This is a genomic window from Prevotella pallens ATCC 700821, assembly GCF_000220255.1.
Lineage (GTDB): Bacteria > Bacteroidota > Bacteroidia > Bacteroidales > Bacteroidaceae > Prevotella > Prevotella pallens.
The window spans coordinates 181,150-193,835 of sequence record NZ_GL982514.1 but is presented as its reverse complement, the minus strand read 5'-3'; the positions used below and the strand labels follow the sequence as shown (position 1 = coordinate 193,835).

The 12,686-nt window shown below is 38.7% G+C and carries 11 protein-coding genes, 2 tRNA genes and 1 pseudogene; 13 read left to right on the top strand and 1 reads right to left on the bottom strand.

Annotation, left to right across the window (positions count from 1 at the left end):
* The first annotated feature begins 37 nt into the window (after window positions 1-37).
* The 3 genes from HMPREF9144_RS09985 (at window position 38) to HMPREF9144_RS09975 (ending at window position 3,751) form a co-directional block, all read left to right on the top strand.
* The gene (locus HMPREF9144_RS09985; protein WP_006045911.1) at window positions 38-1,504 is read left to right on the top strand and encodes an ATP-binding cassette domain-containing protein; all 1,467 of its coding nucleotides are present in this window, start codon (window positions 38-40) and stop codon (window positions 1,502-1,504) included.
* Window positions 1,505-1,601: 97 nt separating this feature from the next.
* A complete protein-coding gene (locus HMPREF9144_RS09980; RefSeq protein WP_006045910.1) occupies window positions 1,602-2,660 on the top strand; it encodes an ABC transporter permease in 1,059 nt (352 codons plus the stop codon).
* A 5-nt stretch (window positions 2,661-2,665) separates the two neighbouring features.
* Window positions 2,666-3,751, top strand: a complete 1,086-nt coding sequence (locus tag HMPREF9144_RS09975) for an ABC transporter permease (RefSeq protein ID WP_040595864.1) — start codon at window positions 2,666-2,668, stop codon at window positions 3,749-3,751.
* A gap of 54 nt (window positions 3,752-3,805) precedes the next feature.
* Here HMPREF9144_RS09975 and HMPREF9144_RS09970 read toward each other — a convergent pair whose 3' ends face one another.
* Complete coding sequence (locus HMPREF9144_RS09970) at window positions 3,806-5,359, bottom strand: SusR-related protein (RefSeq protein ID WP_249031151.1); 1,554 nt, start codon at window positions 5,357-5,359, stop codon at window positions 3,806-3,808.
* A 925-nt stretch (window positions 5,360-6,284) separates the two neighbouring features.
* On the opposite strand from HMPREF9144_RS09970, the gene HMPREF9144_RS09965 reads away from it, so the two are divergent.
* The 10 genes and pseudogenes from HMPREF9144_RS09965 to HMPREF9144_RS13020 all read left to right on the top strand — a co-directional run bounded on the left by HMPREF9144_RS09965 (window position 6,285) and on the right by HMPREF9144_RS13020 (window position 12,517).
* The gene (locus HMPREF9144_RS09965; RefSeq protein WP_006045906.1) at window positions 6,285-7,409 is read left to right on the top strand and encodes a PCMD domain-containing protein; all 1,125 of its coding nucleotides are present in this window, start codon (window positions 6,285-6,287) and stop codon (window positions 7,407-7,409) included.
* Between the two features lie 23 nt (window positions 7,410-7,432).
* Window positions 7,433-8,200: a porin family protein gene (locus HMPREF9144_RS09960; RefSeq protein ID WP_006045905.1), complete on the top strand. Its 768-nt coding sequence runs from the start codon at window positions 7,433-7,435 to the stop codon at window positions 8,198-8,200.
* Window positions 8,201-8,540: 340 nt separating this feature from the next.
* Entirely contained in the window at window positions 8,541-9,101 is a 561-nt protein-coding gene (locus HMPREF9144_RS09955) for a DKNYY domain-containing protein (RefSeq protein WP_006045903.1), read from the top strand.
* 222 nt (window positions 9,102-9,323) lie between these two features.
* A tRNA-Ser gene (locus HMPREF9144_RS09950) sits at window positions 9,324-9,410 on the top strand.
* A 31-nt stretch (window positions 9,411-9,441) separates the two neighbouring features.
* Window positions 9,442-9,513: transfer RNA gene (locus HMPREF9144_RS09945), tRNA-Glu, on the top strand.
* A gap of 200 nt (window positions 9,514-9,713) precedes the next feature.
* The gene (locus tag HMPREF9144_RS09940; protein WP_006045902.1) at window positions 9,714-10,154 is read left to right on the top strand and encodes a hypothetical protein; all 441 of its coding nucleotides are present in this window, start codon (window positions 9,714-9,716) and stop codon (window positions 10,152-10,154) included.
* 320 nt (window positions 10,155-10,474) lie between these two features.
* Window positions 10,475-11,323, top strand: a pseudogene (locus HMPREF9144_RS09935) (transposase).
* Window positions 11,324-11,326: 3 nt separating this feature from the next.
* Window positions 11,327-11,542 carry a transposase gene (locus HMPREF9144_RS09930; protein WP_006045898.1) on the top strand — a complete coding sequence of 72 codons (216 nt, stop codon included), beginning with the start codon at window positions 11,327-11,329 and terminating at the stop codon, window positions 11,540-11,542.
* A gap of 5 nt (window positions 11,543-11,547) precedes the next feature.
* A complete protein-coding gene (locus tag HMPREF9144_RS13025; protein ID WP_006045897.1) occupies window positions 11,548-12,048 on the top strand; it encodes a helix-turn-helix domain-containing protein in 501 nt (166 codons plus the stop codon).
* Window positions 11,942-12,517: a DDE-type integrase/transposase/recombinase gene (locus HMPREF9144_RS13020; RefSeq protein ID WP_006045896.1), complete on the top strand. Its 576-nt coding sequence runs from the start codon at window positions 11,942-11,944 to the stop codon at window positions 12,515-12,517. Before HMPREF9144_RS13025 ends, HMPREF9144_RS13020 begins: the two co-directional genes overlap by 107 nt.
* Window positions 12,518-12,686: the final 169 nt, after the last annotated feature.

The window sequence follows — 12,686 nt, the reverse complement described above, 5'->3', positions numbered from 1 at the left end:
AAAGCAGGAATAGTGCCAAACAAAAATGCAACAAACTATGAATGCCATTGAAGTAAACAACATATCGAAACGATACGGCAAGGTAGAGGCATTGCAAAATGTTAGTTTTTCGGTGGCAGAAGGCGAAGTTTTCGGACTGATTGGACCAGATGGTTCAGGCAAAACGTCTATGCATCGCATACTGTGTTCGCTACTTCTGCCCAGCGAAGGCACGGCAACAGTTGCAGGATACAATGTTGTTAGCCAAATGAAAGAGGTGAGAAAACTATTGGGATATATGCCCGGCAGGTTCTCACTCTACCAAGATTTAACGGTAGAAGAGAACTTAAACTTTTTTGCTACCTTATTTAATACAACCGTAGAAGAGAACTACGATGCTATAAAAAATATTTATTCGCAGATTGAACGTTTTAGAAAACGGCAAGCAGGAGCACTATCTGGTGGTATGAAACAGAAACTTGCGTTATGTTGTGCCCTAATTCATAAACCACAAATACTATTTCTTGACGAACCCACAACTGGCGTTGATCCTGTGAGCAGAAGGGAATTTTGGGACATTCTAGCACAAATGAAAGAACGCAAAATTACGATCATTGCATCTACACCATACCTTGATGAGGTGCAAAGGTGTGAACGTGTGGCGTTTCTTTCCGAAGGTATTATAAAAGGAATGGGCACTCCTACCGAAGTGCTTACACAGTTTGAAGCTGTTTTTAACCCTCCTCGCATAGAACATAAACATTGTTGCGAAACTGCAAAACAAACCGAAAACGTTATAGAAGTGGAACATTTGGTGAAGGCTTTTGGCAGTTTTCGTGCAGTAGACGATATATCGTTCACCGTAAAAAAAGGAGAAATATTTGGTTTTTTAGGGGCTAACGGAGCAGGAAAAACTACTGCTATGCACATACTAACAGGACTAAACCAACCCACAAGTGGCACTGGCAGGGTGGCAGGATATGACATTCGTACCGAATACGAACAGATAAAGCAACACATTGGGTATATGAGTCAGAGGTTTTCGCTATACGAAGACCTTACTGTTGCCGAGAATATACGTCTTTTTGCTGGTATCTATGGTATGCATAAAAAGGATATTCGCCAGAAAACCAACGAGCTTTTGCAACGCCTAAACTTCGATAAGCATCGCAATAGTTTGGTGTCTGACCTTCCATTAGGGTGGAAACAGAAGTTGGCTTTTTCGGTTAGCATCTTCCATAATCCTAGTGTTGTGTTCTTAGATGAGCCAACGGGAGGTGTCGATCCTGCCACTCGCCGCCAGTTTTGGGAACTTATTTACGAGGCTGCAGCACGGGGAATAACAGTGTTTGTTACCACTCACTATATGGACGAAGCCGAATATTGCGACCGCATCTCTATAATGGTAGATGGTAAAATTAAGGCTTTAGGAACTCCAAACGAACTGAAACGCAACTTTAATCAGCCCGATATGAACCAAGTATTCACCTATTTGGCACGACAAGCAACACGCAGTTCCGATTAGGATATAACGAAAACGCTATAGAATATATATGTAGACAAACAATGGGGTACACCTTATTATAATATATAACATAACAAAACAAAAAGCATAACACACAATGAAGCAGTTTATTTCGTTTGTTACCAAAGAAACAAAACACATTCTACGCGATAAGCGCACCATGCTAATTCTGTTTGGTATGCCCATTGTTTTGATGCTTTTGTTTGGTTTCGCCATTACCACTGACGTAAGAAATGTGCGCACTATAGTGGTTATGAGCTATGCAAACAATGCCACACAAAAAGTGGCAGACCGTTTAGCTGCGTCCGAATACTTTAAACTTGTAAAGGTGGTGAGTACTTCCGACGAGGCAAAACAGCTTATAAGAGACCAGAAAGCAGACCTGGCGATGGTGTTTCCAGAACACTTTGGCAAAACCAAACAGCAAATTCAGTTTATTGTAGACGGCGCAGATCCAAACATGGCACAGCTTTGGACAAACTACGCAAGGATAGTTATAACCAACACAAAGGGGAGTGTGGTAAACACAAAACTACTGTATAACCCACAAATGAGGTCGGCTTACAACTTTGTTCCAGCCACTATAGGAATATTGTTAATGCTAATTTGCGCAATGATGACATCTATTTCTATTGTCCGCGAAAGAGAAAAAGGAACAATGGAAGTATTGCTTGTGTCGCCCATTCAACCAATAATGATTATAGTTGCAAAGGTTATACCCTACTTAGTGCTGGCTTTTATTATTCTTATAATCATACTACTTATGTCGGCTTTCGTGCTCGATGTTCCAATGCAGGGGTCGCTTTTCGGCATATTTCTTATCTCCACCATCTACATTCTTCTAGCTCTTGCATTTGGTTTGCTGGTTTCTAACATTGCAGAAACACAACTTGAGGCACTACTTTTATCGGCTATGGTGTTGCTTATGCCTATTCTATTGCTCTCTGGAATGATATTCCCCATAGAGTCGATGCCACGAATTTTACAATATGTATCTGCCATAATACCTACCCGATACTATACCAGTGCTATGCGAAAACTAATGATTATGGGGGTGAGTATAAAGGAGGTGTATCACGAAATAGCAATTCTTGTGGGTATGTTGGTAGTGTTTTTGTCGCTCTCGTTAGCCAAATTCAATAAACGTTTAGACTGATGTGTATGACACTAAAGTATCTTTTACAAAAAGAAATTATCCAAATTAGGCGCAATTCATTTATTCCTCGCCTCTTAATAACGTTTCCAATAATGGTAATGTGTGTGATGCCGTGGGTAATGAATCAGGAGGTTAAAAACGTAATTGTAGATGTTGTGGACAACGACCGTACCACAAAGTCGCAACAATTGGTACACGAAATAGAAGCCAACAGATATTTTATATTTCACGGACAGCAGCCAAACTACTCGGCGGCACTTAGCAATATAGAGCAATCAACCACAGATATAGTGGTGGTTATACCCCAATACTACAGTCGCGACCTTGCTCTTGGAAAGCTGCCACAGGTGCTAATTGCGGCTAATGCTGTGAATGGAACAAAGGGTTCTATAGGTTCTGCTTATCTTTCGCAAATAGTTTCAGCCCATACAATGCCATCTACTGCAAGCATAATGTCGGCAACCAATATGCTATATCTGTACAATAAGCATTTAAATTTTAAGCTTTTTATGATACCTGCCCTATTCGCTATCATTATGATGCTTATGACGGGATATCTACCAGCACTAAACATTGTGAGCGAAAAAGAAGCTGGCACCATCGAACAAATAAATGTTACACCAGTTAATAAGTGGGTGTTTATTCTGGCAAAACTTATTCCTTATTGGGCGATAGCTATGTTTGTTGTTACCATTTGCCTACTTCTGGCATGGGTGGTGTATGGCATTACGCCTGTAGGAAACATAGCTCTAATATACCTACTGTCGCTTTTGTTGTCGCTTTTCTTTTCGTCTTTCGGACTAATAATATCCAATTATTCAGACAATATGCAGCAATCTATACTCATAATGTGGTTCTTCGTGGTTATACTCATACAGCTTTCGGGGCTCTTCACCCCATCTCGCTCTATGCCATCAGTAGTTTATATCACCACATATATAAATCCTGTAAGCTACTTTATTGATGCTATGCGCACTGTATTTATACGTGGGGGGAACTTCAATAGCATTGCACACCAAGTGTTAGCCCTTGCTTTAATTGGACTGTTTATGGGCACATGGGCAGTAATGAGCTATAAGAAGAACCGTTAAACTATGAGAAAACTATTGCTTATAGCCACACAACACAACCCAAAGGCTCCATTTTTACCCTATCTTTTTCACATCGTCCTCAAACGAACTGTGGTTGATGGCACGAGCTTTGAGCTTCGACCGATAAGTATAAACGGTGGTAAGACTGGCACGAAGAATAGACGAGATACGTGCATTGTCGGTAATTCCCAATCGAATAAGGGCAAGAATACGTAGTTCGGTGGTTAAACGCTCATCGCCTTTTGGCTCTATCCGTGCATCGTTGCGTAGCAATTGGTTTACACCAGCTACGAAATTAGGATATATATTTAAGAAAGCTGTATCGAAATTTATATAGTATTCGCTCGTAGCAACCTGTGTAAACGAATTGTTTTTCAGCTCTGTATAGAGTTCGTCCATACGCTTTTCGCGCGCCAAACGGTTGTAAATTCGGCGTTTCTCTTCGGCTTGGTCTATCAAATTCGACGCTAATTCTAAGAAACGAGTTATATATTCTTCTCTAATATTATTGGCTTCGCAAAGTTGAGCATTCACTTTGCTCAAGTCGTCTACGGCATTATTCAACTGCTTATTCATTAAAACCATTTGCACATGTGTCTTTCTGTAGCGGCGAAGATATCTCCAGATAAAGAAAACAGCCACAATCAATGCAATGGCAACTACACTAACGGCAACCAAAAGACCAAAAATGTGCATACGTTGGGTGTGTTGTTGCACTATGTAAGCCGAAAAAATGCGTGGCAAGATATAGGCATTCTGAATGTTTCGCAGGCGTGTTCCATAGAAATTAGCATCTTCTATAGAAACATTCATATAGTTATAAGCTCGCTCTACGTCGCCTTGATCGAACAATTCGCCTGCTAAAAAGCGCAAAGAGTTATTTTCTTTCGACGACGAATAAACATCGCTAATTGCACTTTGCACCAAATAATATAGCCGTTTGGTAGAATTTCCAAGCTTACCATAGAGTTCTGCCAAATCGAAACATACCATAGCATATTCGTGGTTGGTTCTTCTCCATCGTTTCAGATAGTTTTCTAACATGCCGATAGCCTTTTCTGTATGTCCTCTTTCGCTTAGTTCGGTCATTTCTGCACGCACATACGCATACGTATCTTTATACGGACTAGCCAAAATAAGTCGCCTATAATATTCTACTCTGCCCTCGTACGAAGCGTGCAACTGTGTTCCTGCTGTGTATTCTGCCAACAACGACATTAGCAAATACCATTCGTTGTGAAATGCTTGAGTAAGTTGAGCGTCTAAAGTAGATACTTTTATACTATCTAACAAGTCGCGCGACTCCACAAAAAAGGCTGCCAATGTATGCACATGCACCTTTTTGAGTTGTGCTTCTGCCAAATACTTCTCATTCCGCATACGTTTTGCATACAAAATAGTACGGTTGGCGTAAACCAAAGCAGAGTCGAACCGAAAGGCTTCATACTCATTGTAGAGCTGCATACATATTTCGTAGCGTTGCCTATCGGTAAGATGTGGAGTAGAAAGGCGCTGCCGTATATCGTTTATTCGCGCTACCTTTTTAGCAGTTATAGCCTTACTATGTTGAATAAGATTGTCTAATTCATCGTATTCGGTAGCTGCCATTGTTGCAGAACTATGCAACAATGCAAAGAAAAATAATAAACACCAACATAAAAACGTGGCTTTGTTTTTTTGGAGGTCTTGTCGTATCATTATGTAATTACCGTAATTCGGACACACAAAGGTATGTATAAATATTGAGAAGTGCAAGTTTTACATAAAAAAAGTGTACCGTTAGAGCATCTCGCCCTTGGTACACCTTACGTTTAGTTACGTTTTGATTGAGAGTGTTCATTCCTGCAGCTACTCTGCAAGCCTCTAATCATTGTTTCCTGAAACACTATTTTCCACCTTAAATTAACGCTATTTCATTTCACTGCCTCACGGCATACTTTTGTTAAATCTGATGCAAAGATAGTCAATATAATCGTTGATGCGATATGTTGCAAACATAAATCTAAATCAATATAAATAACATCTAAATTATATCTTATTATCTATCAATTACTTATATACTTTTATAGACTTATAATATAGGCAAAAAATCTAAACGTTTTCGCAATAAACAAAGTATAAAAGGAAACAAATTAAGGTATAAAAGCAGCTAAAACAAAGCAGAATTCATAAATTAAAACAAAATAAAAGGAGAAAAGTAAGATATTTGTCGTCTTATTTGCAAAAAGCAATACCCTCTTTTTTACACCCCAGAACAGTGTTTTTGGAAACGTACAAACTACATATACCATCAAGCATTATGTAAAAGAAAGGGTAAAATTCGTAGTATTTCTCACAACACATTATGCTATTATATATATAATAAGGTGTAACAAAATAGGTTTGTATGCCGAACAGTGGTCTTGCAAAAATACTTTTGTACACACAAAAAACCGCAAAGAAGCCACAATACACACAATAAAATGATGTAAGATACTATTTCTATAAATATTTTTCTATACCTTTGCAGCCAAAAATAACACTCAATGAAATTATGAGAAGTATAAAAACAGTTTTGCACACAGCACTATTTCTATTGTTTGTACTAACGTTTGCATCGTGCATAAAAAACGAAGCACTGAATCAAGAGGCTGATATTGTTGCTGCAAAGGTAAGCAACGACGAACTATTGATACGCAAACCGCTGATTACAAACAACGAAGTGAAGTTCTTTGTAAATGGTGGCAGCGACCTTACACAACTGGCGCCACAGTTCGAACTTACTCCAGGAGCAACCATTGAACCGGCAAGCGGAACCGTTCGCAACTTCTTAACGCCTCAAACCTACACTGTTACATCTGAAGATGGGCAATGGAAAAAACAATATAAGGTATCTTTCGTTAGCAACGATGTGGCTACCGAATATCATTTTGAGAACATTAGATGGCATAAAGCCAAACGGTCGTGGGACGACGAGGTGGAAAGTAACTTCTTCCACATATTCTATGAGCTATTAGCACCAAAAGATACAATGGATTGGGGCAGTGGAAATGCTGGCTTCTTAATAGTCAATCAAGATGCTAAAGCAGAGGAATACCCTACCAGTCAAGCTGATGGCGGCGTTGTTGGTAAGTGTGCTAAGCTGCAAACAGTAAGCACAGGAAGCTTTGGTAAAATGATGAATGCGCCTATTGCAGCAGGAAACTTGTTTACTGGCTCATTCCAAATAGACATTACAAACCCCGCAAAATCGACACGCTTCGGACTTCCTTTCCGCAAAATGCCTACTCGGTTGGCTGGCTACTACAAGTATAAGGCTGGAGAAACATATACCGATAAGTTTAGTAAAGTGGTAGAAGGAAAGCACGACGACTTCGCTATTTATGCTGTGCTTTACGAAGTTACACCACAAGTGCCCTATTTAGATGGCACAAACTCGTTGTCGAACGAAAACATTGTGCTGAAAGCTGAACTTGATAATCGTAAAGAAACCGATGTGTGGACACATTTTGCCATAGACTTTAAGCCTGTAGATGGACGAAAAATAGATGCAAAGAAGTTGGCAGAAGGCAAATACAATTTAGCAATAATTATGTCGTCGAGCAAAGATGGGGCTATTTTCAACGGTGCAATAGGCAGCACTCTCTATGTAGACGAAATGGAACTCTACTACAAATAAACCTATATAGCAAAAAGAAGAAAATGAAAACAACAAATATAATCGCAAGAATGGCAGCAGCTACCCTACTTCTATGTGTTGCCATAACCACATGGGCACAACAAGAAAAAAACTCCGACTGGGAATTTGAAGTGCGGGCTGGCGTGAATATAGGTGGAGCATCGCCACTTTCCATACCACGCGAAATAAGAAAAATAAACAGTTATAGCCCACGATTGAATGCCTCTATAGAAGGTGTAGCCACAAAATGGATAGGCGAAGACCATAAATGGGGAATTTCGGCAGGACTGAAATTCGAACAAAAGGGTATGATAACGGGAGCCACTACAAAGGGCTACAGTATGGAGATAGTGAACGATGGCGAACGAGTATCTGGATTTTGGACAGGCTATGTAAAAACTCGCTACAACAGCACCTTCCTTTCCATTCCCGTAATGGGCAACTATCGCATTGGAAATAAGTGGAAAGTGCGCGCCGGACTGTTTGCTTCGTTCCGATTAGATGGCGAATTTAACGGAGAAGTTAGCAATGGCTATCTACGAGAGGGGTCGCCAGTGGGCGAAAAACTAATATACGAGAATGGAAAAACAGCCCCATACGACTTCTCATCGCACCTTAATCATTTCCATTGGGGTGCACAAATAGGAGGCACTTGGCAGGCTTTCAACCACTTTACACTGAACGCCGACCTTACATGGGCTATGAATAATATATTTGAAAGCAACTTTAAAACCATCAGTTTCAATATGTATCCCATATATCTGAACGTTGGTTTTGGCTACACATTCTAAACTGTAAAAAAACAATATAGCAACTGTTTAGCGCCACATACAAACATTTTGCAAAGCATAAAGCCAATATATTATGTGCAGTTTGCTAACAAAGTGTCAGCACAAAGTGAGAATGTAACAAAACAAGTGGTACGATTTTTTACGTTCTCACACAAAATGTGTTACACCAAAACACACCAAAAGAAATATAAAGAACATTATAAAATCGTACTTCGCAACATATTTGTCTGGTTTCCCTACAACTATTTAGGATTTTCCCGATAACCATTTCATATTTTACTACTATCTTTGCACATAGTAAAAAATCACCTACGGGTATAAAACAAGAAAGGAAAAATCTATGAGACAGACAAGTTTAAACAACCTACGCAGCTGTGTTATATTGCTTTTTGTGGCGTTTACAATTGCAACAAGCGCACAAACCACACAAAAAAATACCAAACTTTATTCATATAATCGTAACGGTGTGTACTATCAAAGACAACCTATAGTAGACGCCGACTATCGTTCGTTTGTAGATTTAGGCTTTGGTTATGCCAAAGACCGATACAACGTATACTACTTAGGGCGCATATTGCCGTATGTAGATCCTATGACATTCAGCCTTAAAATAGCTCAGCCCTATCCAGGAGACTATCCAACAGACGACGATATATACGACAACGACGATTACTACCGCTATCGCATAACATCGAATGCAGTGCTGTTTCGTGGAAAAAAAATTAGCGATTCTCCACGAACCTTTAAAGATCTGGGCTGGGGATATGGCAAAGATGCCTACGATGTATATTATATGGGACGAAAAATGGAAGGCGTATTCTCTAACACCTTTAAAGTATTGGAAGATGGCTATGCAGAAGACTCGTTTGACACATATTATAGAGGTAAGAAAGTAAAATAAAAGTTACACAAAAAATATAGCAAGCACACAAGTGGACTATTGTTTTAAAAACCATAGACGGCAAATATTATGAAACAAAGCCACAGTTGTGTTCATAAATAGCGCAAAATAGCCTTATTCTATGAAAAAACCTACCAGAAAATTTGTGCGGACAGAAAATAAATAGTACCTTTGCACCGCATTTGAAAGAATGCTTGGCAACTCTTAAACAGAGCCCTGACTGGAAGGATGGGTGAGTGGCTGAAACCACCAGTTTGCTAAACTGACGTGCGGGTTACCGTACCGGGGGTTCGAATCCCCCTCCTTCCGCAACCCTACGGGGACAAATCGACAATAAGAAGGTCGGTTCATCTAACGGTTAGGATACAAGATTCTCAATCTTGGCATACGAGTTCGATTCTCGTACCGACTACAAAGAAAGCTTATAAGCAACTCGCTTATAAGCTTTTTTTGTATACATAATAGGGGGTCAGTCCTAAAACGGGTTTTGAATTAGCATGGTTTATATTTTATAAAATATGTTGTTGCAGATCGTAACTTAACATTCGTTAATCTTGTCAGAGTTATGAATCTTTTTGTTTACCTTTGTCAAAGGTAAATAATTATATATTTATGAGATATACGCAAGAAAACTTTCAAGAGTGGATATTCTTTATCTCTGATAAGATGGAATACTTCACTGGAACTTTTGCCAAGGAACATGGTTTAGTATTAGATTATAGTAAGAAGTCGTTAGATGATTTAGAAAGATGGATTCTTGATAATTTTAATGACCATAACGATTTAATAGCGCAAAAAGAATTGTTAGACCATCTAACCATTTATATTGGACAAACTTTCAAAAAATATATTGGTGGCAAATGGTTTATTGACTTAGAAAACAAGAAAAATGTATATTATAGTATGCCTGTTCTAACTGATGAAACCTATAGAGGTGTGACATATGTTTCCCCAATGACCTTTGCAACTGCTTGTATTAGTAGGAATAAAGGAAATTACATCAGTACCATTCTTTTGAATAGAATGAAGAATATGGGAATTGAAATGAAATGATTTGGTAGCTTATTTTTAAAAGAAAAGTGTTTTAAAAGTATTGCAGAACTGATGGAAGAGGTGAACAGAATAGGTGGAGAAGCTGAACGAAACCAATTGAAAAGGCGAACAGAACTAATTGGAAAGCCGTCGCTCGTGGTGTATCATAGAAAAAATGTTTTATCTTTTGAAGAGATAAAACATTTTTTTGTAGGTTGCAATTTAAATAGTCCTCCCTTATAAACCTAATATTCCTCTGATTCATAGTATATTATGCTATAAATTATTTGCAAATATCTGCAAGTTTTTATTCCTTTACACTATAATTCTTACAGATATTTATGCTTAAACGTACATCTAAACAGCTCTCTATGTTCTCTTCTTTAGAGGACATGCTTAGTCATCAACATCCCCTTTTCCAACTTAGTAATAAGATTAATTGGGAGAGTTTTGAAAATGCTTTCTCTCCTTTGTATTGCAGCACTAATGGTCGCCCTGCTCATCCTATTCGCCTGATGTGAGGTCTTTTAATTTTAAAACATTTGCGTAATGTGCCTGATGAAATGGTGGTTTCTCAATGGAGTGAGAATGCTTACTACCAATATTTCTGTAGTGGACTTGAATTTATGCCCAAACAACCCTGTGACGCTTCCAAGTTAGTTCACTTCAGAAATCGTATAGGTGAAAAAGGTATGGAATTAATATTAGCAGAAAGTATCCGCGTTAATACCGACCATGATAACGAAGATCATTTTGATACGGCTTTCATTGATTCTACCGTGCAGGAGAAGAATATAACCTATCCTACAGATGCGAAGTTACATAAAAAGATAATCAAAAACGTTCTGAAGATAGTTCATGACAATTGTCTTCCTCTACGACAGAGTTATACGCATACCTTGAAAGGAATTTACCGTTCCCAACGTTTTCGTAATCATCCCAAGAATCGTAAGAAAGCTCTTAAGGCAGATTGTAAACGAGCAGGTATAGAACCAACAATAGGACATCTTAAAGCAGACCACCGATTATCTCGCAACTTTTATAAAGGTGTGAAAGGAGATGCTATCAATGTATTATTAGCTGCGGCAGCATATAACTTCAAAAGAGCTATGAGAGTTCTTTTGTACCTTATAAAAAGAATCAGCATAGAGCTTGTCAGTACAAACTTTATGCTGAAATATAGTTTTTAAGGAATGACTAAATATGGTATATCAGATAGCACTTACTACAAATGGAATAAGGATTTTATCGAGGCCGGCAAAGCTCGCCTCGATGGTGATACCATTCGTGAAGCAACAAGCGACGAGGTAAAGGAACTTCGTCAGGAAAACAGTCGCTTAGAAGAAGCCCTTGCCGATTTGGTAGTGAGATATGATGTTGTAAAAAAAAGCTTGAAACTCATCGAATAAGCCCTATGCATGAATCGTATATACGTTATAGTGCGGAAGAGAAAGAGAGCATCATTCTAACAATAAAGCGTTCAGAGTTAAGTATTGTTCAAGCACTTAAGCGTTTAGGAATCCCAAGACGTACCTTTTATAATTGGTATAAGAAATATGCTATAGGAGGGTTGAATGCTCTCAGAGCAACACATTGTAGAGCACCAACAACGTGGAACCGCATACCTGATAATATTCGACAAATAGTGGTGGAACTTTCTTTAGAACATCCAGAGCTCACCCCCAGGGAATTGTCAGTTCTTTTATTGGAAGAGAGTCAGATATTTGTTTCAGGGTCAAGCTTTTATCGTATATTACACGAAAGAGGTCTATTGGAACGTATGGAGCATGATTTTATCTTTGCAGCTGATGAATTCCATCATAAGACTAAATTCGCTAATGAGATGTGGCAGACCGATTTTTACCTATTTCAAAGTCAAGGGTTGGGGCTGGTATTATCTCTCTACTGTAATTGATGACTACAGCAGGTATATTATCCATTGGGAGTTATGTTCGAGTATGACTTCTGATGATGTATCCAGAACTATCGATAAAGCAATTGAGAAGGCAAGAGTTACATTCCAGAATCCTCCTTGTCTGTTATCAGATAATGGACCATATTATATTGCTTCCTCTCTCAAACAGTATCTCTGTAAGGAATATAATATCAAGCATATCCATGGTAAACCCTTGCATCCGCAGACACAGGGAAAGATAGAACGATATCACAGATCGATGAAAAATGTGATTAAGCTAAATCATTATTTTTGTCCCTCTGAATTGGAAAATGCTATCGATGGGTGGGTGAAATATTATAATGAGAGAAGGTTTCATGAATCCTTGGATAATCTTACACCCAGAGACGTATATCTAGGACAAGGGGAGAAAATAAAGAAAATACGAGAAACGATAAAGCAAAATTCAATCAAAAAAAAGAATTTTTGATAATAAAACAATGAAATATCAGAGTAAATAACTACATTTGCAGTTGTGCACTTTTGTTTGACAACGTACAAGACCATACGTTATGGGTAGCTTGTTTAACGGAGTGACAGGTAGCGGAGGTTTTGCTGCCAATCACAAGAAAAGCCTTACCACCCGAAGCGGTTCAACC

Coding starts and splice junctions, on each gene's coding strand:
- HMPREF9144_RS09930 (WP_006045898.1), top strand. CDS start 11,327: ATGACTAAATATGGTATATCAGATAGCACTTACTACAAATGGAATAAG.
- HMPREF9144_RS09975 (WP_040595864.1), top strand. CDS start 2,666: ATGACACTAAAGTATCTTTTACAAAAAGAAATTATCCAAATTAGGCGC.
- HMPREF9144_RS09955 (WP_006045903.1), top strand. CDS start 8,541: ATGAGACAGACAAGTTTAAACAACCTACGCAGCTGTGTTATATTGCTT.
- HMPREF9144_RS09965 (WP_006045906.1), top strand. CDS start 6,285: ATGAGAAGTATAAAAACAGTTTTGCACACAGCACTATTTCTATTGTTT.
- HMPREF9144_RS13025 (WP_006045897.1), top strand. CDS start 11,548: ATGCATGAATCGTATATACGTTATAGTGCGGAAGAGAAAGAGAGCATC.
- HMPREF9144_RS09985 (WP_006045911.1), top strand. CDS start 38: ATGAATGCCATTGAAGTAAACAACATATCGAAACGATACGGCAAGGTA.
- HMPREF9144_RS09960 (WP_006045905.1), top strand. CDS start 7,433: ATGAAAACAACAAATATAATCGCAAGAATGGCAGCAGCTACCCTACTT.
- HMPREF9144_RS09970 (WP_249031151.1), bottom strand. CDS start 5,359: ATGGCAGCTACCGAATACGATGAATTAGACAATCTTATTCAACATAGT.
- HMPREF9144_RS09940 (WP_006045902.1), top strand. CDS start 9,714: ATGAGATATACGCAAGAAAACTTTCAAGAGTGGATATTCTTTATCTCT.
- HMPREF9144_RS13020 (WP_006045896.1), top strand. CDS start 11,942: ATGAATTCCATCATAAGACTAAATTCGCTAATGAGATGTGGCAGACCG.
- HMPREF9144_RS09980 (WP_006045910.1), top strand. CDS start 1,602: ATGAAGCAGTTTATTTCGTTTGTTACCAAAGAAACAAAACACATTCTA.